The sequence below is a fragment of the Arthrobacter ginsengisoli genome (assembly GCF_031456935.1).
Lineage (GTDB): Bacteria > Actinomycetota > Actinomycetes > Actinomycetales > Micrococcaceae > Arthrobacter > Arthrobacter ginsengisoli.
Genome location: NZ_JAVDVQ010000006.1, coordinates 18,625 through 41,795, shown reverse-complemented (window position 1 = coordinate 41,795; position 23,171 = coordinate 18,625). Strand labels below are relative to the sequence as shown.

Below are 23,171 nucleotides of genomic sequence, written 5' to 3'. Positions count from 1 at the left end.
ACGGCGAATTTCCCCTTACTGCCGTAACGGCGCGCCACCCCCACTGTGACGAGACTCACGGGCCATAATGCGACATCAGCTTGAGTGGCGGGCGCCGCTCCATGCACTATGAAAAGGCAGGGTAAGGATGAAAACTTCCCAACGCCTGCAGCCCTGACCACTCCGACGCCAAGCGGAGGCAGTGAATCAGCGCAAAAGATTTACCATCCTGGTGGACGCAACGAGGCCATACCGGTGAGCTCGCAGAGCTAGCCACGGTCTCAGGCGTTCCTGGTTGGCCCCACGGCGGCTCCGCATCGGTGCGGCAGCCGGACCTCCGGAATCATGAATGGAAGCACTGAACAATGACGTTTGAAACTGCCACCTCTGTCACCCACAAGCTCTGGGACCGCTCCAACATGCACCACGAGCTGGACGCCCTGATCCACGACCACTCGGTGCGTCACAACACCTCCAAGAGCAACATCGCGGTCCACGCCAGCGGCCCCAACACCTTCACGCTCAGCCTGAACCATGGCGCAGCGAACCTCGAGTCGGTCTCCTCCTAGCTCCACAGCACACGCAACACCACAACGACGACGGCGGGACTTTCCCGCCGTCGTCGTTCTGTCTCAGCCGACGGTCAGCTGCCGGTCAAGGTTCCCAGCTCGGCCGATGTCGGCGGGCTGGCGCCCGGCCGGGAACAAGTGATGGCCGCGGCCCGGTTCGCGTACGCGGCCAGGGCCTGCAGTTCCTCCGGGGTAATGCCGCGCAGGCGTGATCTTGCGGCGGCGCCCAGCGCGTCCAGCTGCGCGAGCCCGGAGATCAATGCCGCCATGAAGGAGTCTCCCGCCCCGACAGTGTCCGCCACCGTGATGGCTTCTCCCGGCAGTTCCACCCGGCCTTTCCGAGTGATGATGACGGGCCCGTCGGCGCCGCGGGTCAGTGCCACCAGTGACGGTCCGAGCTCCAGCCAGGCTGCCATCGACTCGTCCGGCGTCCTGTCGGGGTAGAGCCAGCGCAGGTCGTCGTCGCTGGCCTTGACCACGTCGCTGGCGGCAACAAAGTCCTCCGCCCGGTCCCGGGCCTCGGCCGCGTCGGGGCTGATGGCTGGCCGGCAGTTGGGGTCGAAGCTGACGGTGGCGCACGGGCGGGCCGCCTCGATCAGCCGCCTCACGGACCCGCTGCCCGGGGACAGCACCGACGCGATGGATCCGGTGTGGACATGGAGTGAGCCCTCCACCGCTGCCAGCGCCGGAATGGATGCCCCGTTGAGGTCCCAGCTGATGGCGAACGTGTAGTCAGCGGCCCCGGCGGCGTCCAGGGACGCCACTGCGGTGGAGGTCGGCCGGGAACCGCCGGCCGTGGCATCAACGCCGTTGCCGCGCAGATGCTGGGCGATCAGCTGCCCGTAAGGGTCCTCGGCGAAGTGGGTGATGAGTCTGGTCCGCAGGTCCAGGCGGGAGCAGCCGACGGCAACATTGAGGGGGCTGCCGCCCGGGTGCGCTTCGAGGGTTCCCCGCCGCGGGTCATCGATGATGTCAACGAGTGACTCGCCGATGACGGTGACCAGGGATCCGTCGTCAGAGGGGCCTGGTCGGGGGCCGGTCTCTTGTGCTGGCATGGCTGCTCCCTTGCTTGTGGGTGCTGAACGTGGATGTTGGACCGTGTGCTTCGGGTCGGCTAGCGGCCGGGATAGACGACGGCCTTGAGCTGGCCGGGCTGTTTGCCCGCGATGAGCGCTTCTTCGGAGTCGGCCAGGGCGAACCTGCCGGTGACCAGGATGTCCAGGTCCACTTTCCCGTCCGCGATCAGCTGGATGGCCAGCGGCCAGGTGTTGGTGTAGCGGAAGACGCCGGAAAGCCAGATCTCCCGGTTCTGGATGTAGGAGACGGGGAGTTCGACGTCGTCGGCCCCGAGTCCCACCAGGATGACCCGGCCGGCCGGTCCCACGGCTTTGATCCCGGAACGGACGGCCTGCGGGGCGCCGGAGGCGTCGATGAACGCATCGACGTCGAGCCCTTCGACGCTTTCCGTCCTCGCGTTCAGGGCGTGGGTGGCGCCGTGTTCGAGGGCGAACGCCAGCCGGTCTTCGGCGATGTCAGAGATATAGATTTCGGTGGCGCCGTAGGCGCGGGCGGCCTGGGCGGCGATGATGCCGATGGGGCCGGCCCCGGCGATCAGTACCCGGCTGCCGGGCTTGATCTGGGCGCGTTCGCAGGCCCAGAGGCCGACGGAGAGCGGTTCGATCAGGGCGGCCGCCTCGTCGCTGACGCTGTCCGGGATGTCGTAGGCGAAGTCGCTCTGGATCCTCACGTATTCGGCGAAGGCGCCGTCGATCGGCGGGGTGGCGTAGAACTCGATGTCGGGGCACAGGTTGTACCGTCCGGCCTTGCACTGCTTGCAGGTGCGGCAGGGCCGCTGAGGCTCGACGGCGACCCGCTGGCCGATGCGGGCGGCGTCAACGGCGCTGCCGACGGCGGCGATCCGGCCGGAGAGCTCGTGGCCGAGGATCAGCGGGTGGTCCACGACGTAGTCGCCGATCCGGCCGTGCTCGTAGTAGTGGACGTCGCTGCCGCAGACGCCGACGGCGGCGACCTGCACCAGTACCTGGTCGGCGTCGAGCTTCGGAACGGCCAGGGTTTGCATGGCCATGTCGCCCTGGCGTTTCAGGACGGCGGCGCGCATCGTTGCCGGCACTTCCGGATGTCCGGAGGTGCCGGACTGTGCGGTTGATGTTGTCATCGAAGTACTCCTTTTTTTCCTGTACAGATCGAAGTGGGGCAGCGGCCGGCTACTTGACGGCGCTATTTCACGGCACCCAGGGAGAGGCCCTGGACCAGCTTGTCCTGGGCGGCGAAACCGGCGAACAGCACCGGCAGGGACACCACCACGGCGGCCGCGCAGACCTTGGCGAGGAACAGTCCCTGGCTGGAGACGAGGCCGGTGAGGAAGACCGGGGCGGTGCCGGCGACCACCCCGGTGAGCACCCGGGCCAGGAGAAGTTCGTTCCAGCTGAAGATGAAGCAGATCAGGGCGGTGGCGGCGATGCCCGGCATCGCCACGGGGGCGACGACTTTCCGAAGCGTCAGCAGCAGGCCAGCGCCGTCGATCTGCGCGGCCTCCAACATTTCGACCGGCACTTCGTCGAGGAAGGAGCGCATCATCCATACGGCGATGGGCAGGTTCATCGACGTGTACATCAGGCCCAGGAACCAGATGTTGTCCAGGGCCCCGGCGGTTTTGGCGAAGAGGTAGAGCGGCAGGACGGCGGCGACCACGGGCATCATCTTGGTGGAGAGGAAGAAGAACATGACGTCGGTCCACTTCTTCACCGGCCGGATGGACAGCGCGTAGGCTGCCGGGATGGCCAGCAGCAGAACCAGCACGGTGGAGAAGATCGAGGCGGTGGCGGAGTTGATCAGCGACGGCCACGGGCTGACACCGGACGTTGCCCCGAAGAACTCTTTGTAGGCGTCCAGGTTTAGGCCGGCGGCGATGGAGGGAGGGTTCGTCGCCGCGTCCATTTCCGAGTGGAACGAGGTCAGGATCATCCACAGGACCGGTACCGCGAACAGCAGGGCCAGCAGCCAGGCCGCGATCCCGGCGGCCGTGTTGTTGCGCGTGGGGTCCATGCGCGACTTGCCGCGGCGCCGTGAACCGGTTGTGCGGGCGTGCGGGGCGGGGACTGATGACCTGGGATTGGCCGGGGTGAGGGTGCTCATCGTGCTGCCTCCTTCTTGAAGAGCGAGAATACGGTGCGGAGTGCGAAGGTCGCCACGATGATGGTGCCGATGACCACCACGACGCCGGCGGCGGAGGCCAGGCCGTATTCGTTGGCATAGTAGAACGTCTCGTAGATGGCATAGGGCAGGTTGGCCGTGCCCAGGCCGCCGGAGGTGATGACGAAGGTAGCGTCGAAATTCTGCACGATGTAGATGGCGCCGAGCAGTCCGCCCAGTTCCAAGTATTGGCGCAGGTGCGGCAGCGTGAGGTGGCGGAAAATATTCCAGGGACTGGCGCCGTCCATCTGGGCGGCTTCAACGGTGTCCATCGGACGGGACTGCAGACCGGCGAGCAGGATGAGCATCATGAACGGGGTCCACTGCCAGACCAGCGAGATGATGATGGCCATCAGCGGCGCCGAGGACAGCAGGTCCGGCTGGGGCGGGGTGTCGCTGCCGAAGAGCGCCCAAACCCAGGTAAGCGAGCCGTTGATCAGGCCATAGACGGGGTTGAGAATGGCATGCTTCCAGATCAGCGCCGCGGCTACCGGAACGATCAGGAACGGTGCGATCAGCAGGGTTCGGGCCAGTCCGCGGCCGATGAACTTCTTGTCCAGGAGCAGAGCCAGGCCAAGGCCGAGGACCAGGCTGACCAGGACCACGGAGACCGTCTCGATGATGGTGGTGACGATCGCCTGCTGCATGTAGGGGTCCGTGAGGACTTGGACGTAGTTCTCAAAGCCGGCGAATCCGGTCTTGTCCGGGCTCAGGCTGTTCCAGTTCATGAACGAAATTACCAGGGTCACCACGAACGGAAGCTGGGTCACGATGATGAGGAAGACCAGGGCCGGCAGCAGCGGAGCGCGCCGTGCCCAGGCCACGGCGCGTTCGCGCGCCTTGGCGTTCTTGGAAGGTTTGGCTGTGCTGCTCCCGTGCCGGGAGACGCGCGCCGTTGCGGTAGTCATAATGTTCTCCTGCGGTTCGGTGGTGATTATTCGGTGGTGATTACTTGTACTTGTCGCCGACTTTTTGGGCGGCTTCCTGGCCCTTGGCCACTGCGTCGGCGACAGTGCCCTGGCCGGCGATGGCGGAGCTGACACCCTGGGACACCCTGGTGCCGAGGGCCGCGAACTCGGGAATTCCGACAAACTGAATGCCGACCGCCGGCCGCGGCTGGAGGCCGGGGTTCTTCGGATCGGCGTTCTCAATGGCAAAGCGTTCGGCCTTGAAGAATGGCGCGGCTTTCTGGAAGTCGGCATTCTCGTAGGTGGAAATCCGCTTCCCAGACGGGACCTTGGACCAGCCGAGCTTGGAGGCGACCAGTTCCTCATACTTCTTCGAACTGGCCCAGGCGATGAACTTCCCGGCGGCGTCCTGCTTCTTGGAGGCCGCCTGCATGGCCCAGGACCAGGTCCACAGCCAGCCCGAGGATTTGGTTTTTTTCACCGGAGCCTGGGCGTAGCCGATTTTGCCCTTCACCGGGGAGTCCTCGGCTTCCAGGGCGCCGGCGGCCGAGGTGGCGTCGTACCACATGGCGACCTTGCCCTGGCTCATGTTGGTCAGGCATTCGGTGAACCCGGCCTGGGCGGCCCCCGCTTCACCGTGGTCGCGGACCAGTTTGGTGTAGAAATCAACGGCCGCAGTGAATTCCGGAGCGTTGACCTGCGCGTTCCAGTCCTTGTCGAACCAGGTGCCGCCAAAGGTGTTCACCACCGTCGTCAGGGGTGCGAAGACCTGGCCCCAGCCGGGTTGGCCGCGCAGGCAGATACCCTTCATCCCGGGAGCTGCACCGTCAACCTTGGCAGCAAGATCAGCGACCTGGTCCCAGGTGGGCTTCTCCGGCATGGTCAGGCCCTTGGCATCGAGAATGTCTTTCCGGTACATCAGGAAGGAGGATTCCCCGTAGAACGGTTCGCCGTACAGCTTGCCGTCCTCGCCGGTCAGCGAGGCCGTGTAGGCCGGCAGGATGTCCGCCTGGTTGAACTCGGCATCCTTGGCCACGTTGTCCAGCGGCGCCAGCCAGCCGTTGGCGGAATAGAACGGGATTTCGTAGTTAGACAGCGACGCAACGTCGTACTGTCCGGCCTGGCTTGAGAACTCCTGGCTGATTTTGGCGCGGACGTCGTTTTCCGGCAGGACGGTGTAGTTGACCCGGATGCCGGTTTCCTTGGTGAAGTTGTCAGCGGTGAGCCGCTGCAGGTCCTCCATTTGGGGATTGTTAACCATCAGGACATTGATGCTGTTCGGGTCGCCAGCGGAATTGCCTCCACCGGCGCCTGCACAGGCCGAGGCGCTGAGTGCCACGCACAGGGCACCTGCCGCCAACGAGGCGACGCGTATTTTTGCGCGCATTAAGGACTCCTTTGTTCTTCAGGGGGTGCGATGCCGCCCCGTTCCGACTGCTGCGTCGGAGTGCGGGGCGAAAACGGGGCGAGGGGCTCGAGGCCGGTTACCTTGCTGCTGTCCCTCAAGATTAGGCGTGTGGGATGGGACACAACTAGCGCCATGGTTGCCGGTTTCCGATACTAATTTTCCCGACTTCCCCTCAGCCAGGCGCTACCCTAGGAACAGGTACCCATGGTGGTGTCCATATTTCATAACCCGCATCCAGGGAGAAGCCCGATGAGCGCGACGGACCCCAGCGACGGCGCAGCGGCCAGGCTGGCAGAAAGACTGCTCGGCATGCGTGCCAACCGGGAGGTCATCCCGGAAGACCCGAACCATTCAGTCAGGTGGCACGAGCACGATTACCCCAGCCCCGTGGCACGCTGGAACTACCACCCCGAATACGAGCTGCACCTGATCCGGAAAGGCACCGGAAAGTTCATCGTGGGCGACCACATCGGCACGTTCGAGGCGGGACATGTAGCCCTGGTGGGTTCGGGGCTGCCGCACGACTGGGTCAGCGACCTCCAGCCCGGTGAGGTCCTCCGGGGCAGGGACGCACTCATCCAGTTCGACGGAAAATGGGTTGAGCAGGCCGCTGCGATCATTCCGGAAATAACCGAGGTCAAGCCCCTGCTGGAACAGTCCTCACGCGGGATTGAGTTCCTGGGAAGGACTGCTGAGTCTGCGGCCGCATCCATCAACGCGATGGGCACTTCCAACGGCCTGGAGCGGCTTCACCACCTTTTTGAGCTCCTCATGGTTCTGGCGCGTGCACCACAGGAGGAACGGCGCTACCTCGCCGAAGAGTGGTTCAGGCCACAGCTGGACGGCCAGGCCGCGGCCGTGGTGGATCTCGTCCTGGAGTACGTCTTCAGCAACCACGCCGGCAGCGTCAAGATGTCCGAGGCCGCGGCGCTGGTCGGAATGTCGGAGCCGACGTTCTCGAAATACTTCAAGCGTGCCACCGGCCAGAACTTCAGTGATCTGGTCCGCAAACTGCGGCTCGCCCACGCACGGCGCCTGCTGGAACACAGCGACAAGGCCATCTCCGCCATTTGCTACGAAGTGGGCTTCTCGAACCTGTCCAATTTCAACCGGCACTTCCTCAACGACGCTGGCGAAACCCCGCGGGACTACCGCCAGAGAGTGCAGAACTGACGGTCGCGGCACAGGGGCGGGCGCCCGGCTGTTTCCCTATGCTTCCCCACCCTCCCGTTGGAACGCCCTCACTGCTTCGCTCACTGTTGGGTAGAAATGGTCGGGAGAGAAGCGGGCGCCCATGCCGTACTGCAGCAATTTGTCTCTGACCGGGTCTTTGAGCTCGGCGAACACCAGGTCCACGCCGTGCCGGTCCAGCCATTCGTCAAGCTGCACCAACTCGTCCAGTGCAGTGGTGTCGATTCCCGTCACTGGTTCCGCGGCCAGCACCACGCGTTCCGTGCCGTCCGGCGCCTGGTCCAGTTCGTTGCGCACGAAGGACCCCAGCAAGGCTCCGTTGCCGAAGAACAGCGGGGCGTCGAAGCGCAGGATCAACAGGCCGGGGATGCGTTCCCCTTCCGGATGACGGCTCACGTCGTGGTACCCCGGTACCCCGGGCACGTCCACCAGTTCAGCACGGTAAGGGTCCCAGGCCCGCCGTAGGAAGTCCAGAATTGCCAGGCCGATGGCAACGGCGATGCCCGGGAGGACGCCCAGTATGGTGACCCCCAGGAATGCCGCGAGCATCACCAACGATTCACTGCCGCTCATGCCGATGAGCCGCCGCACACCGGCCGGGTCGGCTATTGCTGCGGCTGCGGCGATGACAACGGCGGCAAGGGTTGCGGCCGGCAGGAACGCGGTGACGCCGGGCGCCACGACCATGAAGCCGAGCACCAGGACGGCACCTACGGCCCCCGTGAGCTGGGATTTCGCCCCGGACTCGACTGCCACCGGCGTGCGGGACGTGCTGGCCGACACCGGGAAGCCACCCAGCAGCCCGGTGGCAGCGTTCGCCGCACCCAACGCTGCCATTTCATGGTTGCCGGATACCCTGCCGTCCTCTGCGGCCGCCAGGGATTGGGACAGGGTTCCGGTATCAACGAAGACGATGAGGGCGATCCCGGCGGCGGCGGGCAACAGTGCCAGGACGTCGGCCCAGCCAATCCCGCCCAGGGCCGGTGCAGGGAGCCCCTGCGGGAGGGCACCGGTGACCTTCAGACGCTCTTGGAGTCCCAGCAGGGCCACGGCGATGCAGGACACAACTACCGCAATGAGCACGCCCGGAACCTTCCATTTCAGCCAGCGGGGAACCCAGATGAGCGCCAGCGAGACCAGGCCAAGCAGTAGCGCCGTCAAATTGGTCTCACCGGCAAGCACCTTCGGCGCGGCGGCGATGAGTTTTTCCCAGGGTGTACTGCCTTCCACGGAGATCCCTAGGAGGGTGGGAAGCTGGGACACAGCCACCAGCAAGGCGATGCCGTTGAGATAGCCGAGCCGGATGGGCTTGGACAACAGTCCGGTGACGATTCCCAACCTCAGCACTGAACCGAACAGCAAGATGCCGCCAATCAGTATGGCCAGGAGACCCGCCAGCGCCACGGATTTCTGCTCGTTATCCGCGGCCAAGGGAACCAAGGCGGCAACGATCATCGGGGCGAGCGCGGAATCCGGCCCCAGCACCAGCACACGCGATGGCCCGACTGCTGCGTAGACAAGCAGGGGCACTACCGTCGCGTACAGGCCGGTCACCGGTGGAAGGCCGGCGGCCTGGGCGTACGCCATGCCCGCGGGGACCAGGATCGCGAAGAGCGCGGCGCCGGCCACCAGGTCGTAGCGCAGCCACTCGATCCTGTAGCCACGCAGGGCCGGCGGGACCGCCCAGAATGGAATCTTTCCGGATCGGCGCATCTTCTGATGATGTCCCATCATGCCCCCGCCCGCCATCCATAACCGGGCAAACTCAGCCCTGCGCAGACAACTGTGCGCAGGGCTTCGGCCAGCTCGGTTTGCTGCTTACAACGGCTGGGCGGGACATGGATGTGAATCGCAGCAATGAGTGGTGTCGACGCCGGTCCAAGACAGCGATCCGGGGCCCGAGCGAGCCGGTCGAGTGGCTGCGACGATGATGGCTGACTGCTAGCGGTTATCCATCCGGAAGGAGTCCCGTGCGTTGGAGCCAGGACTCTATGTCAGCTCCTGCGTCGCGGACTTCCTCGCCGTTGACCGCGAGGCCTTCCGCGATCCTTGCCCCACGGCAGGACTGCCTGTAGTCGCGGGCGGTGGTGCCGAGCCCGCTCATGGCATGGGTGGTGACGGGATAGATGGTTTTACCGGTGAAGTCGTAGCTTTCGGCGAAGGTGGCCATGATCATTGGTGCCCTAACGTTCCAGATGCCGCTGGCCAGGATCACGGTGTCGTACTGGTCAATCACGGGCAGCGGGTTGGCGATCGCTGGACGGGCGTCCTGATTCTGTTCGCGGACGTTGCGCGCCACGGTAGCTTCATAACCGTCCGGGTAGGGCTCCACCGCCTCGATGCGGTGCACGTCGCAGGGGACGAGGGCATTGATCATGCCGGCGAGCACCTCGGTGTTGCCCACCTCCAAATTGGTGCGGCCACCGTAGTAGTAGTAGTCCTCGCCCGCCCTGGAAAAGTAAGCCAGCAAAATGCGACGACCGCTCCGGCCAGGCTCGGGAGTGACTGGCGATGAAGCCTGATCCAGTGGGGCCATTGTTTCTGTTCCTCCTGGTGTGCAGCCTGCTGTTCCGGCGGCCAGCAGGGCCCCGGTCAGGCCGGCGGCCACCCCGCGAAGGGCGGATCGCCGGCTGACCCTCAACGGGTTGGTGTCCAAAACACGGTCCGGCGCTCAGTTGTACCGGCGTGCGCCCAGCCAGCTGACCATGGCAGGGTCGCGGTGGTCGAAGAAGAGGCTGGCGCCGGTGTCCAATGCCGCGATCTGGGTCATCTGCTCGTCGGTAAGGGTGAAGCCGAAGACGTCGAGGTTTTGCGCCATGCGCTCTGGGCGGACCGATTTGGGGATGACGACGACGTCGCGTTGGATGAGCCAGCGCAGCACCACCTGGGCGACGGACTTGTCCTGGGCGTCGGCGATGGCGCTGAGGACCGGATCGGTGAACAGGTTGTTCTTGCCCTCGGCGAACGGTCCCCAGGACTCGATCCGGACGCCGCGTTCGCGCATCAGCTCCTGGTCGCCGGCTCGCTGGTGGAACGGGTGCGTCTCGATCTGGTTCACCGCAGGGACGATCTCATTATGGTCGATGAGGTCCACCAGCCGGTCCGGATGGAAGTTTGAGACCCCGATGGCCCGCGCCAGGCCTTCTTTGTTCAGGTCCTGCATGGCGCGCCACTCGCTGTAGTAGTCCCCAAGCGGCTGGTGGATCAGGTATAGGTCAAAGTAGTCCAGTCCAAGCCGGTCCAAGGAATGCTGAAACGAGCGCTTGCTGTCGTCGTAGACGCTGCCCGTGGGTGCGTGCTGGATCCAGAGTTTGGTGGTGATAAAGAGGTCCTCACGCTTGATGCCGCTGGCTTTGATGGCCGCACCGACCGCTTCTTCGTTGCCGTAGGAGGCAGCCGCGTCCAGATGCCGGTATCCGGTCTCCAGGGCCGCTTCGACGGCAGCCTGCGTCTCTTCTTCGGGGATCTGGAAGACACCGAAGCCCAGGATGGGCATTTCGACGCCGTTGTTGAGGGTCACATTCTTCATGAGTGTCCTTTCGAAACAGGGAAACGGGTCTGTTTCAAGAGAACCAGCCCTCTTACTGGTGTGGGAGTGCCTGTTGTGCGGTGTACTGACAGTTCCTGTTAGACGGACCCGGCCCGCCGTAGCGTAGAGGCCATGGACAACTCGAACGACGTCCGCGAGTTCCTCATGAGCCGCCGGTCGCGCATCACGCCGGCCCAGGCCGGGCTGCCCACCTACGGAGGAACCCGAAGGGTGGCCGGACTCAAGCGCGAGGAAGTGGCCATGCTCACCGGGGTCAGTACCGAGTACTACGCCCGCCTTGAGCGGGGAAACCTGCGCGGAGTGTCCGACTCCGTTCTCGATTCCCTGGCTCGAGCCCTGCAACTCGACGAGGCAGAACGCGCCCACCTGTATGACTTGGCCAAAGCCGCCGCGCCTGCCCCGCCATCCGGTGCCCGGCGGGCACGGTCTGAAGTGCGTCCAAGCATTGAAAGGCTCCTGCTTGGGATGACCGGAACGCCCGCCTACGTCCGGAACGCCCGGATGGACATCGTGGCGGCCAACAACCTTTGCTTCGCCCTGTACATGGACATCCTCGGCCCAGCCACGCTGCCGATGAACCTTGCCCGGTTCATGTTCTTGGATCCGCGTTCCCGCGACTTCTTTGTTGACTGGGAAACTCTTGCCGACGACTTCGCGGCGGCAATGCGAACCGAATCGGGGCGCAGCCCGCGGGACCGGTCTCTGAACAACCTCATTGGTGACCTCGCTGCCGGCAGCACCGAGTTCTCCACACGCTGGGCGCGGCACAACGTTCGCTTTCATCGCACAGCCCATAAAACTATGCGCAATCCGCTCGTCGGCGAGATCGAACTCACCGGCGACGCCCTGGAGCTTCCCGGCGAGGGACTAACCCTGATCGCCTACACCGCCGAACCGGGCAGCCGCGCCCAGGATCAACTGGACTTTCTGGCCAGCTGGAGCAGCAGCAACAGAAGCCCGGCTAACCAGACACCGTTCATCCCGCCAACGGCATGATCGCCCGGACCTGTCGAAACCGCTACGAGGGCCTGGTTGTGCCGTTCAGTTCAGTAGGTGTCGAAATCGACGTCCACGGACGACGCGCCGCGCAGCGGCCCGACCTGCTCGGCCTCATGCTGTAGCGATTTCCTGTCCCGATCCGGCAGCGCGTCGAACGTCCTGATGGTGATGGTCAGCTTCCGGCCGCTCTTGCGTGGACGCCATGTGCCGGTGATTTTGCCACCCGCGAGAACAGTGCCCGGGTCGCCGACGGTCTTCCACACTTCCCGGTGGTATTTCTTGTCGACGATCGTTTCGCGGTCGCGCATCTGGGTATAGGGGTCACGTGGCGGGAGCAGGCGAACCCCCTTGGGCATCGGTGCCGACCGCAGTGCGTCGAGATCCTTGGTGAGGATCCAGGATGGGCCGCCGAACTCGACTCGTGTCAGCTCGTCCTCGACCAAGCGCCACCAGGGGCCGGTGTCACCGGCATGGATCCCCGCCCACGCGGCGAAGCCTGCGCGTGTCGACGGTCCATAGCAGCGCAGGTAGCGGCGAAGCAGTTCGGCGCGCGCGAGGTCCGGGTCGATGTCCGGGATCGGATGGCCCAACCACTCGCCGACCAGGACGAATGGTGCTTTGTTCCCCGCGCGCGGGGCGAAGCAGACCACCCGCTGCAATGTGAGGATGCGGAGGCAAAAATGAACGACACCCTCGCCGAGCGGTTGCCCCGGGGCATAGGGACCTTCTGCTTCCCAGATGCCGCGTTGCCGCTTCGTCAGCCTGAGGGCAATTCGTGGGGCAATCGCCGCGCCGAGGTCGTTGATGGCGAGTCTGCGCCCGGACAGCACGTCGCCGATCTCAGCGCTGGCCAGCGCGACCGTCTCGGTCAGGCTCAAATCAAGGTTGTCCAACGCCGGCTCCACGCCGGGAACGAGATGGCACATCGCCTCCTCGGTCGGCGGTAGCAGGCCGGTGGTGAACACCGGTGCGTCCGAGACCGGGAAGTAGAACGGCGAGCCGCGCATGCACCAGGTCTGCAGCAGGCTTTTCTCCTTGGCGACGGCGTCGGCCACCTGTTCCTGCGTGAGGTTTGCCACCCTGGCGTGCAGGGCAAGCAGTGCCGACCCGGGCGGGCTGTTCTGAATCCCGCACCGGCCGGCCACGTCGAGCAGCCCGCCCTCGCCCAACCGTTCGGTGAGATGATGGGCGCCCAGACGAAACGCGATGACCTCGTCCCTCGAATCCCTGTTAACCACTGGCACATATTATCCCCGCCAGCCAGCCGACCTGCGTGAGGTTCTCTATCCCGCGGGAGGCTGGGGCAGGGCATGCTTGCAGGGCTCACGGCATGAGTGCCGAGACCGTTTCCTATACCTAGAGGTGCTAGGGTTTGATACCCTTCAGATCTAGGTATAGGAGACGTTGTGCGCATTGACAAAGACCTGGTCGCCGCTTCGGCCACCCCGCTTGTGCTGGGTATCCTGGCGGGCGGCGATCTCTATGGCTACGCCATCCTCAAACGTGTCAGTGAGCTCTCGGGCGGCGGCATGCAGTGGACCGACGGGATGCTCTATCCGCTGCTGCACCGGCTCGAGCGGCTCGGCTACGTATCGTCGCTGTGGAGTACCTCCGACGCCGGGCGCCGGCGCAAGCACTACGCGATCACGCCGGCGGGCCGAGAGGCCCTCGCCGACCGCCAGCAGCAGTGGACCGTCGTCGCGGACGCACTGCGGCAGGTGTGGCAGACCACGCCGCGGCCTTCCGCCGTGGTTGAGGGGTGGGCGTGATGGCGTCACACGCTGAGCTGGAGGCCCAGATCGACCGGTGGCGCGGCTACGTCCAGCGGAGCCAGGCGATCTCCCCCGCCGACGTCGACGAACTGGAAGACCACCTGCGCGAGCAGATCGCCGACCGGCAGGCGACCGGGCTCGATGACGAGGAGGCCTTCCTCGTCGCCATCAAGCGCATGGGCAACCTCCACGCCGTCTCACACGAGTTTGCCCGCGAACACTCCGACCGGCTGTGGAAGCAGCTGGTCCTGGTGCCGGAGGGTCCCGACGGCGCCAACACGCCACCGTGGCGCGAGCTGGCCGTCGTCCTTGGTCTCGCCGTCGGGGCGGGGGTGGCAGTCAAGGCTGGCATGGCGTGGATCGACGACGGCGCCGCGCTGATGCGCAACCTCTGCCTGCTCGTCTTCCCGTTCCTGGCCGCGTACTTCGCGTGGAAACGCCGCTTCTCCGGGGCGGTGGCGGGGACACTGATCGGCTCATTTGCCGTTCTGGCTCTCGCGCTCAACCTCTTCCCGTTCGTCCCGGGCGGTTCCACCCAGATGCTCGCCGCAGTGCACGCCCCGGTCATTCTCTGGCTGCTCGTGGGAGTGGCCTACGTTGGAGGGCGGTGGCGGTCCGGCCAGCGGCGCATGGACTTCGTCCGGTTTACCGGCGAGCTGGCGATCTACTACACGCTGCTGGCGCTCGGCGGTGCGGTCCTGATCGCCCTCACACTGGCGATCTTGCGCGTCATCGGCACCGACTTCGAACCCGTGCTGGAAGGCTGGATCCTACCGTTCGCGGTGCCCGGCGCGCTCGTCGTCGCCACGTGGCTGGTCGAAGCCAAGCAGCAGGTCGTCGAAAACATCGCCCCCGTCCTCACCCGCGTTTTTACGCCCCTGACCGTTGTGATGTTGCTGGTCCTTCTGGCCGCGCTGGCCACCTTGGGTGGCTTCGTCGATATCGACCGCAACCTGCTGATCCTTATGGATGCAATCCTCGTGCTGGTCCTGTGCCTGCTGCTCTACTCGATTTCCGCCCGCGACCCGCTCGCTCCTCCCGGATTGTTCGATGCCCTGCAGCTGGTCCTCGTCGCCGCGGCCCTTGCGGTGGATGCCGTGATGCTGACTGCAATGCTTACCCGCATCGCCGAATTCGGCTTCAGCCCCAACAAGGTCGCCGCGCTTGGCCTGAACCTCCTGCTGCTGGTGCATCTGCTCCGGGCGGCCTGGCTCGCCGCCGGATTCCTGCGCAGCCGACGCCGGTTCGCCGCGGTCGAGCGCTGGCAGACGGAGTATCTGCCGGTCTACGGCGTCTGGGCAACCGTCGTGGTCCTGGTCTTCCCGCCCGTATTCGGCTTCGTCTAGGCATCGCCGCACGGGTCGGCGGCAGCCCGCTCTTCTTCCCCGATTTCGCAGAGCGGGCCACCTACCGCGGCTGTAGACCATCGGGACCCGTTACGGCCACGGTAGACGCATGATACATCCCGGCCCCTTCGGCGGACCCTGACCAGCACAAATGCGGGTCGGCTGCGGCCCCTATTTTTCGCCCGTTCTGTCCCTACAATTAAGTGTTGGCTCCCACGGCATTCAGGCCGGGGGGCGACCAATTAAGGAGAATCACCATGGGCCTAGGTGACAAGATCCACAACGCCACTGAGAAACTTCACGGCAAGGGCAAAGAGGCAGCCGGTGAAGCCACCGCCAACGACAAGATGAAGGCCGAGGGCAAAAGCCACCAAATCAAGGCAGACCTGAAGCAGGCCGGCGAAAAAGTCAAAGACGCCTTCAAGAAACACTGACACAAGCGGTCAACGGGCCGGGGTGCGTTCCGGCGGAACGCACCCCGGCCTTCGCGTCACAACAGGTGTTCCCTCCGGGCGGAGCAACGACGACGGCGTACGTTTAGTGCCGTCGTCGTCGACGTCCATGGTCCAGGCACTCATGTACGGACCCATGGGAGCGTTCATCTCTGAAATGTTCGCCACCGAGCTCCGCTACACCGGCACTTCATTGGCCTACCAGGTGTCGACCACCCTCGGCGCAGGCTTCGCACCGCTGATCGCCAGCGGGCTCCTGCTGGCCGGCGGCGGCACGACGACGCTCCTCGCCTGGTTCTTCTGCGGGCTCTGCGTCATCAGCGGCGCCGCGTTCTTCCTGGCCCCTGATCGCCGCCTGCGGCCTTAACTGCCCAACCCGCTGGTCGCGGCCCCCACCCGCGGCCAGCGCGTAGGGCTTCGGCGCCGCGGCACACTGGCCGTGGAGTGCAACGCCGTGGCGGTCATATCCGGCATTGGCAGCCCTCATGCTGGCACACTGAGCCGATGACCGAACCTCTCCCCCAGTCCAGGCGGCCCGGCATCCGCGCCGCGATGTTTGTTGACTTCGACAACGTCTATACCGGGCTGATGGCCCTGGACCCGGCGGCTGCCAAGAGGTTCGCTGAAGATCCGAAACATTGGGTCGAGGCGTTGGCCGACGGCGGCGCGGGTGAGGACTCCCGCCGCTTCCTGATCCGAAACTGCTATCTCAACCCGGTGGTCTACTCCAAGTACAGGCCTTACTGGACGCGTGCCGGCTTCCGGGTCATCGATTGTCCGTCCCTGACCCAGCGCGGCAAGAGCAGCACCGACATCAATCTGGTGCTGGACGCGATGGATGCTTTGTCCGGGCCCGGACATATCGAGGAGTTCTTCGTCGCCTCGGCCGACGCGGATTTCACCTCGCTGGTCCAGCGGTTCCGGGCAGCCGACCGTATGACGACGGTGATTGCCGCCGGTGCCGTGGCGTTCGCATACCGGGAGATGGCCGACAGCGTCGTGGAATCCCATGACTTCGTGGCAATCCTCAACGGGACGTCGGCCGACATCCCCCGGATGGTGACATCCGCCGGAAGTGCCGCACCGCTCCGCACCGCCGCCCTTGCTGCCGGGTCCGCGGGGACGGCCGCCGACGCGGTCCGCGCCCTTGTGCAGGCCGCGCCGGGCCCGGTTACCGGAGCAGTTGCAGCCCACCGGGCGCTGACCGCGGATCCGTCGCTCAAGACCGATTGGGGCGGCCACGGCAAGTTCGGGGCGTGGATCGCCCAGATCGGCCAAGGCGTTCAATACTCGTCCACGCCATCACCTGGCTGGGTGTGGGACGCCCAGCGGTTTTCGCCGGAGCTCTCCTCCCTGGCGCCGGAGGGCCGGCCGGCGATCGAGGAGCAAGTCACCCGGGTAACCGATGTGCCCGCGCTTTCGACTGAACAGTTCCGGCAGGTCTTCCTGTCGCTGGAGTCAAAGTTGCGCGAGCACCCGAGCAATCGCAGTGAACTGGCACGATCCGTCAGGGACGACTGCGTTGAGGCCGGGCAGCCTGTGTCCCGCTCCGCCGTGAACTTCGTGATCCAGGGCGTGGCGTCCGCAGGCGGGTCCGTCTCCGACGAGTCGACAGCCGGTGAACTCGCGGCCGCGTGGACTAAAAATGTCGAAGAGCTGTGCCGGCTTGCCCTCATGGAGTTCGACGACGCGGAAAAGCTCGCGCTCAAGCGGTGGGCCGGCGGCGGCCTCCTCGGCGACACGTGAGGCGACGGCTCGGACGCCGTCGTCGTTCAGCAGCTTTGCATGCGTGCATGTCAGTGTGGGGATACCGGGTCCAACTCTCGTTCCACCCGTTCGGCATCCGGCAAGACCGCGGCACCACGGGTGAATGCCAGCAGGCTCAGGAGCGCAATGACGCCCGCCACGAGCATCACGACTGCCATCGGCATGGCACTGCCTTCTCCGGCGAGTCCCACCAGCGGTGAGGCGATGGCAGCCAACGCGAACTGAAGCGCGCCCATGATCGCGGATCCGCTCCCCGCATACTCCTTGACCTGGTCCGAGGCCAATGCTGCGGCATTGCCGAATACGAAGCCCAGCGAGGATATCGCCAGGAAGATCACTACGAGCGTTGGGATCAGGGGCGTGCTGCCGACCACCACGACTGCCAGCAGAACGGCGCTGAAGACCACCAAGGCCGAAACGCCGATATACGTCATGCGGAGCGGACCAAGGGCGCCCACCAACTTAACGCCAACGATGCTGGTGACCGTCAGGCCCAAGGCGTTCAGCGCGAAGACCATCGAGAAGGCAGTGGCGCTGAGTCCAAGGATGTTTTGATAGACAAACGGCGAGGCCGAGATGTAGCCGAACATGGCGGCCATCGAGAAGGCAAAGGCGAAGGCGAAACCAAGGTAGCGCTTGTTGCCCAGCACGCGGCCAGTGTTGGAGAACAGCTCCTTCAGGCCGCCCTTGCTGCGACGCTCCAGCGGCAGGCTTTCCTTCACGATGAAGATGGAACCGATCACCATGAGCAGGTTCAGAACCGCCAGTGCCCAAAACGCCCCGCGCCAGCCGGCGAAGCCGATGACGCCACCGCCAGCCAGCGGCGAGAGAACGGGCGCAATGCCGCCCACGGCCATCATGATGGAGAACATCTTGGCGGCGTGCACGCCGCGGGCGGAATCCGAAACAATGGCGCGGGCCAAAACCACGCCGGCTGCGCCGGCGAACCCCTGTACGAACCGCATCCCGATAAGGAACTCGACGTTTGGTGCCACGGCGCAGAGCACGCTCGCGACCAAGCAGGCGCAAGCACCGATCAGCAGCGGCTTGCGCCGGCCAAACTGATCCGACAGTGGCCCGATAACGAGCTGGCCAACTGCCATGCCGAGCATGAACGTGGTGAGCGTCAATTGAATGGTCGCGGCGCTGGTGTTCAGATCCTGCATCATTTGCGGGAATGCAGGCAGGTACATGTCGATGGCAAAGGGTCCCAGGGCGCTGAGCAGCGCCAGCATGGCCATCAGGGACGCTGTTGCTTTTGAAGACTTGGTCATGGGTGGATCGGTCCACTTTCGTTTCGGCAGCTTCATTATGTTGACATACGTATGTCTGCATACAAACATTGAGGCATGGAGAAAGTGCATGAGGCAGCGAAGGCGCTTTTAGAGCTGGCCTGGTGGGTTCAACGCAAAGGCCCGATGCGGGCCGGGCTTGATCCCTTGCCTGCCACCGAGCGGGTCATCCTTGGATACCTGGAAGATCATCAGGGATCCAGCGTCACCGAAGTGGGGGCGGCGCTGGATATCAAGTCGTCGAACGTTTCCACCGCGGTTAGGGTCCTGGCCGCGCGCGGTCTGGTGGAACGGGTTTCGGATCCGGAAGACAAACGCAAGTCGTTGCTCTCCCTAACGGAACTTGCCCGAAGGAACAGGAGCAGCATCGACACGGCGGTGACGGGGTCGCTCGAGGAAGTGTTGGAACAACTCTCGCCCGAACATCGGGAATCCCTCTTTGCCTCACTAGATGCACTCAGCGACGTCGCCTTTCGACTGCGCCCCCACGGATAGCTAAGTCGCTTGACACGGCCGCTGCTCGTCGGCCCCGTCATGGCCTGAGTGCAGACGACAGGCACTCCCGTGCTGCCCAAGGACCCACCCGCGAACGTCCAGCTCTTCACCTCCTCCCTGCTTGCCGGTGTACTCCTCGGCACTGTTACACCGGCGTCAGGTGGAGTAGGTTGCTCGGATGGAGGATACATATCAGGTCATCGTGGTCGGGGCCGGGTTCGCCGGGATGACGGCAGCCAGGGAACTTGGGCGCAAGGGCGTGACCGTGCTACTCATCGACTCCAACAACTATCACCAGTTCCAGCCGCTCCTTTATCAGGTCGCGACGTCACAGATCGGAGTGTCGGCCATAGCGCGGCCGCTTCGGTCCGTTTTCCGCCGGATACGGCAGGTGAGGGTGCTCACAGCGGAAGTGGCCGCCGTCGATGCAGCCAACCGCGCCGTCACCACCGTCGAGGGCGACACGTTCCGGGCCCAGGCCCTTGTCATTGCGGCAGGCGCCGCGCCGAACTTTTTCAATACGCCGGGCGCGGAGGAGTATGCCTTCCCGCTGTATTCGGTCACGGACGCGACCCGGTTGAGTGCCAGGTTGACCCAGCTGCTGGACCAGGCCGACCGGGAATCCGGCGGCTCTGTCGACGTGGTCGTCGTCGGCGGGGGCCCGACGGGCGTGGAGACCGCTGGCGCCCTGGCGGAAAACGTCAAGTTCGTGGTGCCCAAGTACTTTTCACCGGAGCTCGCAGCCCGCTGCCGCATCCACTTGGTGGACATGATCCCGACTGTACTGAATGCGTTTTCGGCAAAGTCGCAGGATTACGCCCGCCAGCGCCTGACGAAGATCGGCGTCCAGCTGCATCTGGGAGTCGGCGTCACGGAAGTCCGTGCCGACGGCGTCGCGCTCGCCGATGGGACTGTGATTCCCGGCCGAATCGTGGTGTGGGCCGGAGGCCTGAAGGCGGGAGAGATCATTGCCGGCTCCGGCCTGGCGCAAGGCCGGGGAGGGCGCATCGATGTCCGCCCGGACCTGACCGCCCCGGATGTCGAGGGAGTGTATGTCCTCGGCGACGCCGCCAACATGACCGATTCGACCGGGGCTAATCTACCCCAGCTGGGCTCCGTTGCGCAGCAGGCCGGGAAGTGGGCTGCCGGCAATATCCACGCAGACCTCACCGGAGGTACCCGGCGGCCATTTGAATACTTCGACAAGGGATACATGGCGATGATCGGTCGGGGCGCTGCGGTCGCCGAGATCGGGCGTAAGCGCATCCAACTGCAAGGGCCGCTGGCCTTCGTCTCCTGGCTGCTGGTACATCTCGCCCTCCTTTCCGGATTCCAGCAGAAAGTCCGCGCCCTGTTTTCCTGGCTCAACGGCTACATCATCCACAGTCCCGCACAGGTCGTCGTCGGCCGGCCGGAGTGACAACTCCCCCGCCTGGCAATTTCAGGCGGGCATCACAAGGTTGGGGATTCTGCCTCCGCCAGCATGACCAGACGAAGTTCGTCCTCCACCGCGCGGGCAGGCCAATGGCCCGAGGTCAGCTCCATCACACGGCGTCGATCCGCTGCCGGGAAGAGCTTGCCGAGCAGCCCGGCCACTTGAAGCAGTGCGATCAGCGCTGTGATCCTGGGATCCGGCCCCACGGGTTCAGACGTCCCGGTTTCTGAAGGGACGGGTTCAGACGTCCCGGCTTCGGACGTCACGGACTCAGGCAGCACGGTTTCCGAAGGCCCGGTTTCAGGCATCCCGGGTTCGGACGGAACGGGCTCAGACGGTGCGGGTTCGGACGGTACGCTTTCGGGCGTCGCCGGTGCAGACGGTTCGGAACGCCCGCCGCTGAGTACCGCTTCGATCCTTTGCAGCAGCGCCGCCTCCGGTGCGTGGTTCTTCTCCGGGTACCGCACGGCCCGGAACCGGCCTAGGTGTTTTTCGCCGACATGTTCCACGATGCCCTGGGACGCCATCCCCTCGTAGACACGCTGCACTTCGGAACGGCCCTCGAGCATGGAGACCCACTGCTTGGGAGTGTGGGGCCGTGATTTGCCGCGAATGAGCTCCAGCTCGCGCTGGAAGTCCGTTTGCGGTGCCGTGCCCGTAGCCCTGACGTGCTTCCCCTGCAGCCCGATTGCACCGATCAGGTCCAGCTCGGCCAATATTGCCCCGGCCAACGTGGTCCTGAGTGCGAACACCGGCACTTCACGTTTGCCGTCCGTGTCGTTCGTAGCCAGCAGCAGGAAAGCCTGGGGAATGCTCAGGTTCTCCGCCTTGCGTGTTTCAGCATCCATAGGATCATGGTGGCGCAGTTACGCTGCCACCACAACGAGGATTTACCGGCATCGACGTCGTCAGCTACCTTGCGCTCGCGGGCCGACCGGGCATTTGGCCTGGCGGCGCTTGGCAGATCAGACGTGCTGATCGACGAGCACCGGGTTGCCATCCGGATCCAGGACCATGAAGCTCCCCGGTCCCGTGGTCCCCTCGTCTGCCTCGGACAGGAACTCCGTGCCTTTGGCTTTCAGCTCCCGCTGGAGCTCGCGCACATCGGTGAACGGGTCCACCGCCTCCGCGTTCTGGTCCCAGCCCGGGTTGAACGTGAGCATGTTCTTTTCAAACATCCCCTGGAAGAGTCCAATGACCGTCTCACCGTTCTTCAGAATCAACCAGTTCTGGGTGATGTCGCCCCCGAAGCTGCTGAAACCAAGTTTCCCGTAGAACGCAGCAGACGCCGCGAGGTCCTTAACGGCGAGGCTGATGGAAAAAGCGCCGAGCTGCATGGTTTACTCCACTCTCCAGAGGGACGGATGTTACCGATGGTACCCGCGGATATCCCGGTGGCAGCCGCGGGACGGGCCGGCAACACAAGTGGATCCGCTACTCACCAAGGAACCGGAGCAGGAACGGGACGGTGGCGTGCATAGTTCGCAAGTCCCCGCCGCTGGCGCCCTGCTCGCCGAGGTAGTCGCCATGGCCGCCGGGGACAATCAGCAGTCGGGCGCCCGGGATGGCGGCTGCCATCCCGGGCAGCATATTCGGCGGGGATGAAGTCGCGGTCGGCGCTCACCACCAGCGTTGAGGCCGTGATGGTTCCCAGCTCGTCGTCGGACCATCCGGGGAAGTCCAGGATGCGCCGACGGTCCAGCTCGAAGAGCCGCTCCAGATGGCCGGGCTCGGGGTTCAGAACGCGGTCGGCGTGCTTGTAGATGTCCGGCATGTCCTCGAGGGTGGCTTTCGCCATGCCGTCCCAGAATTCCTGCGGCCGGGCAGCGCGGTTCGCGAAGGTGGAGGCAGCAATGAGGTGCCGGACAACGCCCGGACGCCCGAGCGCCAGCGCGATGGCGGTGTGCCCGCCGGAGCTGAATCCCAGCACATCCACGGTTTCCATGTGGAGCTGGGCCAAAACAGCGATGACGTCGGCGGCGGAATTCTCGGGGGTAAGGGGGCGGCTGGTGGGCTGGGTGCGGCCGTGGCCTTCCTCCTCAACGGCGATGACCTGGCGCTGTTCGGTCAGCAGCGGGATGAGTTCGCCGAAGTTGGTGCCAATGGTGGAGCCGCCGCCCGGGATGAGGAGCAGCGGCGGCTGGCCGGGAACTGCCCGGCCGTGGACCTCGTAATACATACGAAGGCCTGGTTGTCCGCGTAGCCGTGGGAGAAAGTCACACGGCATCCTAACGCCGGGCGGTTCCAACGAGAAGAGCCTAGATCCGACGCCGGAAGCGGTAGACAATCAAGACGACTGCCCGTGTTCGTCCGCACTTCAGACAAACTGATCACGCGGATCCAGTTCCTGCTTAATGCAATCGGGTAATTCCAAAACGAGTTCGGAAAGGAGCTAAGAAATGCCCAGCGACCTTACGGAGATGGTCAGCGTCCGATACATGGTGGACGATGTCGATGCGGCGATCGACTTCTACACAAAGCACCTCGGATTCACCCTCAGGATGAACGCCGCACCGGCGTTCGCCGACGTTGCCCGGGGACGGCTGCGGCTTCTGTTGAGCGGGCCGAGTAGCTCGGCAGGCCGCCCAATGCCGGACGGCACGGTGCCGGCACCGGGAGGATGGAACCGTATCCACCTCATCGTGGGCGATATCGCCGCCGAAGTGGAGCGGCTGCGCGCCGCAGGCCTCACCTTCCGGAATGACGTTGTCACCGGTCCGGGCGGTCAGCAGATTTTGCTGGAAGACCCGTCCGGCAACGTTGTCGAGTTGTTCCAACCCGCAGCCGAAAACTAG

Annotated in this window: 24 protein-coding genes; 11 read left to right on the top strand and 13 right to left on the bottom strand. The window is 64.9% G+C overall.

The features are described from left to right. Window positions 1-344 precede the first annotated feature (344 nt). Window positions 345-548: a hypothetical protein gene (locus J2X01_RS08675; protein ID WP_310055726.1), complete on the top strand. Its 204-nt coding sequence runs from the start codon at window positions 345-347 to the stop codon at window positions 546-548. 74 nt (window positions 549-622) lie between these two features. Here J2X01_RS08675 and J2X01_RS08670 read toward each other — a convergent pair whose 3' ends face one another. The 5 genes from J2X01_RS08670 to J2X01_RS08650 all read right to left on the bottom strand — a co-directional run bounded on the left by J2X01_RS08670 (window position 623) and on the right by J2X01_RS08650 (window position 6,056). After that, window positions 623-1,603 (bottom strand): carbohydrate kinase family protein, encoded by a 981-nt coding sequence (locus J2X01_RS08670; RefSeq protein ID WP_310055723.1) that lies wholly within the window; start codon window positions 1,601-1,603, stop codon window positions 623-625. 59 nt (window positions 1,604-1,662) lie between these two features. After that, window positions 1,663-2,724 carry an NAD(P)-dependent alcohol dehydrogenase gene (locus tag J2X01_RS08665; protein WP_310055721.1) on the bottom strand — a complete coding sequence of 354 codons (1,062 nt, stop codon included), beginning with the start codon at window positions 2,722-2,724 and terminating at the stop codon, window positions 1,663-1,665. A 62-nt stretch (window positions 2,725-2,786) separates the two neighbouring features. Next, on the bottom strand, window positions 2,787-3,704 hold the full coding sequence (locus J2X01_RS08660; protein ID WP_310055718.1) for a carbohydrate ABC transporter permease: 918 nt from the start codon (window positions 3,702-3,704) through the stop codon (window positions 2,787-2,789). Next, window positions 3,701-4,669, bottom strand: a complete 969-nt coding sequence (locus J2X01_RS08655; protein WP_310055716.1) for a carbohydrate ABC transporter permease — start codon at window positions 4,667-4,669, stop codon at window positions 3,701-3,703. Before J2X01_RS08655 ends, J2X01_RS08660 begins: the two co-directional genes overlap by 4 nt. 40 nt (window positions 4,670-4,709) lie before the next feature. After that, entirely contained in the window at window positions 4,710-6,056 is a 1,347-nt protein-coding gene (locus tag J2X01_RS08650) for an ABC transporter substrate-binding protein (RefSeq protein ID WP_310055713.1), read from the bottom strand. 270 nt (window positions 6,057-6,326) lie between these two features. Here J2X01_RS08650 and J2X01_RS08645 point away from each other — a divergent pair, with 270 nt between their 5' ends. Further along, on the top strand, window positions 6,327-7,250 hold the full coding sequence (locus J2X01_RS08645) for an AraC family transcriptional regulator (RefSeq protein ID WP_310055710.1): 924 nt from the start codon (window positions 6,327-6,329) through the stop codon (window positions 7,248-7,250). Window positions 7,251-7,286: 36 nt separating this feature from the next. Here the strand turns inward: J2X01_RS08645 and J2X01_RS08640 are convergent, their stop codons facing one another. The 3 genes from J2X01_RS08640 to J2X01_RS08630 all read right to left on the bottom strand — a co-directional run bounded on the left by J2X01_RS08640 (window position 7,287) and on the right by J2X01_RS08630 (window position 10,797). After that, window positions 7,287-8,981 (bottom strand): SulP family inorganic anion transporter, encoded by a 1,695-nt coding sequence (locus tag J2X01_RS08640; protein ID WP_310055706.1) that lies wholly within the window; start codon window positions 8,979-8,981, stop codon window positions 7,287-7,289. A 235-nt stretch (window positions 8,982-9,216) separates the two neighbouring features. Beyond that, entirely contained in the window at window positions 9,217-9,738 is a 522-nt protein-coding gene (locus tag J2X01_RS08635) for a flavodoxin (RefSeq protein ID WP_310055704.1), read from the bottom strand. Between the two features lie 201 nt (window positions 9,739-9,939). After that, a complete protein-coding gene (locus tag J2X01_RS08630; protein WP_310055702.1) occupies window positions 9,940-10,797 on the bottom strand; it encodes an aldo/keto reductase in 858 nt (285 codons plus the stop codon). Between the two features lie 132 nt (window positions 10,798-10,929). Between J2X01_RS08630 and J2X01_RS08625 the strand changes: the two genes are divergently transcribed. After that, on the top strand, window positions 10,930-11,814 hold the full coding sequence (locus tag J2X01_RS08625) for a helix-turn-helix transcriptional regulator (RefSeq protein ID WP_310055700.1): 885 nt from the start codon (window positions 10,930-10,932) through the stop codon (window positions 11,812-11,814). A 50-nt stretch (window positions 11,815-11,864) separates the two neighbouring features. Here J2X01_RS08625 and J2X01_RS08620 read toward each other — a convergent pair whose 3' ends face one another. After that, window positions 11,865-13,055, bottom strand: a complete 1,191-nt coding sequence (locus J2X01_RS08620) for a winged helix DNA-binding domain-containing protein (protein WP_310055697.1) — start codon at window positions 13,053-13,055, stop codon at window positions 11,865-11,867. Between the two features lie 168 nt (window positions 13,056-13,223). On the opposite strand from J2X01_RS08620, the gene J2X01_RS08615 reads away from it, so the two are divergent. The 5 genes from J2X01_RS08615 to J2X01_RS08595 all read left to right on the top strand — a co-directional run bounded on the left by J2X01_RS08615 (window position 13,224) and on the right by J2X01_RS08595 (window position 17,133). Further along, the gene (locus J2X01_RS08615) at window positions 13,224-13,586 is read left to right on the top strand and encodes a PadR family transcriptional regulator (RefSeq protein WP_310055693.1); all 363 of its coding nucleotides are present in this window, start codon (window positions 13,224-13,226) and stop codon (window positions 13,584-13,586) included. Further along, the gene (locus J2X01_RS08610; protein ID WP_310055690.1) at window positions 13,586-14,935 is read left to right on the top strand and encodes a permease prefix domain 1-containing protein; all 1,350 of its coding nucleotides are present in this window, start codon (window positions 13,586-13,588) and stop codon (window positions 14,933-14,935) included. The genes J2X01_RS08615 and J2X01_RS08610 overlap by 1 nt, the downstream gene beginning before the upstream one ends. 257 nt (window positions 14,936-15,192) lie before the next feature. Beyond that, entirely contained in the window at window positions 15,193-15,369 is a 177-nt protein-coding gene (locus J2X01_RS08605) for a CsbD family protein (RefSeq protein WP_310055687.1), read from the top strand. A 127-nt stretch (window positions 15,370-15,496) separates the two neighbouring features. Continuing rightward, window positions 15,497-15,754, top strand: coding sequence for a hypothetical protein (locus J2X01_RS08600; protein ID WP_310055684.1), 258 nt, complete (start codon window positions 15,497-15,499; stop codon window positions 15,752-15,754). A 137-nt stretch (window positions 15,755-15,891) separates the two neighbouring features. Next, window positions 15,892-17,133 (top strand): NYN domain-containing protein, encoded by a 1,242-nt coding sequence (locus J2X01_RS08595; protein ID WP_310055681.1) that lies wholly within the window; start codon window positions 15,892-15,894, stop codon window positions 17,131-17,133. Window positions 17,134-17,183: 50 nt separating this feature from the next. Here J2X01_RS08595 and J2X01_RS08590 read toward each other — a convergent pair whose 3' ends face one another. After that, window positions 17,184-18,497, bottom strand: coding sequence for a multidrug effflux MFS transporter (locus J2X01_RS08590; RefSeq protein ID WP_310055679.1), 1,314 nt, complete (start codon window positions 18,495-18,497; stop codon window positions 17,184-17,186). 6 nt (window positions 18,498-18,503) lie between these two features. Here J2X01_RS08590 and J2X01_RS08585 point away from each other — a divergent pair, with 6 nt between their 5' ends. Both J2X01_RS08585 and J2X01_RS08580 read left to right on the top strand, forming a co-directional pair. Beyond that, window positions 18,504-18,941 (top strand): MarR family winged helix-turn-helix transcriptional regulator, encoded by a 438-nt coding sequence (locus J2X01_RS08585; protein ID WP_310055677.1) that lies wholly within the window; start codon window positions 18,504-18,506, stop codon window positions 18,939-18,941. 178 nt (window positions 18,942-19,119) lie between these two features. Continuing rightward, the gene (locus J2X01_RS08580) at window positions 19,120-20,361 is read left to right on the top strand and encodes an NAD(P)/FAD-dependent oxidoreductase (protein ID WP_310055675.1); all 1,242 of its coding nucleotides are present in this window, start codon (window positions 19,120-19,122) and stop codon (window positions 20,359-20,361) included. A gap of 32 nt (window positions 20,362-20,393) precedes the next feature. Here J2X01_RS08580 and J2X01_RS08575 read toward each other — a convergent pair whose 3' ends face one another. The 3 genes from J2X01_RS08575 to J2X01_RS08565 all read right to left on the bottom strand — a co-directional run bounded on the left by J2X01_RS08575 (window position 20,394) and on the right by J2X01_RS08565 (window position 22,555). Beyond that, window positions 20,394-21,224, bottom strand: a complete 831-nt coding sequence (locus J2X01_RS08575) for a GOLPH3/VPS74 family protein (RefSeq protein WP_310055672.1) — start codon at window positions 21,222-21,224, stop codon at window positions 20,394-20,396. Between the two features lie 117 nt (window positions 21,225-21,341). Beyond that, the gene (locus J2X01_RS08570) at window positions 21,342-21,713 is read right to left on the bottom strand and encodes a VOC family protein (RefSeq protein WP_310055670.1); all 372 of its coding nucleotides are present in this window, start codon (window positions 21,711-21,713) and stop codon (window positions 21,342-21,344) included. A 101-nt stretch (window positions 21,714-21,814) separates the two neighbouring features. Continuing rightward, window positions 21,815-22,555 carry an alpha/beta fold hydrolase gene (locus tag J2X01_RS08565; RefSeq protein WP_310055667.1) on the bottom strand — a complete coding sequence of 247 codons (741 nt, stop codon included), beginning with the start codon at window positions 22,553-22,555 and terminating at the stop codon, window positions 21,815-21,817. A 220-nt stretch (window positions 22,556-22,775) separates the two neighbouring features. Here J2X01_RS08565 and J2X01_RS08560 point away from each other — a divergent pair, with 220 nt between their 5' ends. Then, window positions 22,776-23,171, top strand: coding sequence for a VOC family protein (locus J2X01_RS08560; RefSeq protein ID WP_310055664.1), 396 nt, complete (start codon window positions 22,776-22,778; stop codon window positions 23,169-23,171).

What these genes read in the sequence shown, in the direction of transcription:
- J2X01_RS08595 (WP_310055681.1), top strand. Translation starts at nt 15,892, where the DNA reads ATGACCGAACCTCTCCCCCAGTCCAGGCGGCCCGGCATCCGCGCCGCG.
- J2X01_RS08650 (WP_310055713.1), bottom strand. Translation starts at nt 6,056, where the DNA reads ATGCGCGCAAAAATACGCGTCGCCTCGTTGGCGGCAGGTGCCCTGTGC.
- J2X01_RS08625 (WP_310055700.1), top strand. Translation starts at nt 10,930, where the DNA reads ATGGACAACTCGAACGACGTCCGCGAGTTCCTCATGAGCCGCCGGTCG.
- J2X01_RS08560 (WP_310055664.1), top strand. Translation starts at nt 22,776, where the DNA reads ATGCCCAGCGACCTTACGGAGATGGTCAGCGTCCGATACATGGTGGAC.
- J2X01_RS08600 (WP_310055684.1), top strand. Translation starts at nt 15,497, where the DNA reads ATGGTCCAGGCACTCATGTACGGACCCATGGGAGCGTTCATCTCTGAA.
- J2X01_RS08670 (WP_310055723.1), bottom strand. Translation starts at nt 1,603, where the DNA reads ATGCCAGCACAAGAGACCGGCCCCCGACCAGGCCCCTCTGACGACGGA.
- J2X01_RS08605 (WP_310055687.1), top strand. Translation starts at nt 15,193, where the DNA reads ATGGGCCTAGGTGACAAGATCCACAACGCCACTGAGAAACTTCACGGC.
- J2X01_RS08660 (WP_310055718.1), bottom strand. Translation starts at nt 3,704, where the DNA reads ATGAGCACCCTCACCCCGGCCAATCCCAGGTCATCAGTCCCCGCCCCG.
- J2X01_RS08575 (WP_310055672.1), bottom strand. Translation starts at nt 21,224, where the DNA reads ATGGATGCTGAAACACGCAAGGCGGAGAACCTGAGCATTCCCCAGGCT.
- J2X01_RS08570 (WP_310055670.1), bottom strand. Translation starts at nt 21,713, where the DNA reads ATGCAGCTCGGCGCTTTTTCCATCAGCCTCGCCGTTAAGGACCTCGCG.
- J2X01_RS08640 (WP_310055706.1), bottom strand. Translation starts at nt 8,981, where the DNA reads ATGCGCCGATCCGGAAAGATTCCATTCTGGGCGGTCCCGCCGGCCCTG.
- J2X01_RS08665 (WP_310055721.1), bottom strand. Translation starts at nt 2,724, where the DNA reads ATGACAACATCAACCGCACAGTCCGGCACCTCCGGACATCCGGAAGTG.
- J2X01_RS08630 (WP_310055702.1), bottom strand. Translation starts at nt 10,797, where the DNA reads ATGAAGAATGTGACCCTCAACAACGGCGTCGAAATGCCCATCCTGGGC.
- J2X01_RS08675 (WP_310055726.1), top strand. Translation starts at nt 345, where the DNA reads ATGACGTTTGAAACTGCCACCTCTGTCACCCACAAGCTCTGGGACCGC.
- J2X01_RS08590 (WP_310055679.1), bottom strand. Translation starts at nt 18,497, where the DNA reads ATGTTTGTATGCAGACATACGTATGTCAACATAATGAAGCTGCCGAAA.
- J2X01_RS08610 (WP_310055690.1), top strand. Translation starts at nt 13,586, where the DNA reads ATGGCGTCACACGCTGAGCTGGAGGCCCAGATCGACCGGTGGCGCGGC.
- J2X01_RS08585 (WP_310055677.1), top strand. Translation starts at nt 18,504, where the DNA reads ATGGAGAAAGTGCATGAGGCAGCGAAGGCGCTTTTAGAGCTGGCCTGG.
- J2X01_RS08655 (WP_310055716.1), bottom strand. Translation starts at nt 4,669, where the DNA reads ATGACTACCGCAACGGCGCGCGTCTCCCGGCACGGGAGCAGCACAGCC.
- J2X01_RS08565 (WP_310055667.1), bottom strand. Translation starts at nt 22,555, where the DNA reads ATGTATTACGAGGTCCACGGCCGGGCAGTTCCCGGCCAGCCGCCGCTG.
- J2X01_RS08580 (WP_310055675.1), top strand. Translation starts at nt 19,120, where the DNA reads ATGGAGGATACATATCAGGTCATCGTGGTCGGGGCCGGGTTCGCCGGG.
- J2X01_RS08645 (WP_310055710.1), top strand. Translation starts at nt 6,327, where the DNA reads ATGAGCGCGACGGACCCCAGCGACGGCGCAGCGGCCAGGCTGGCAGAA.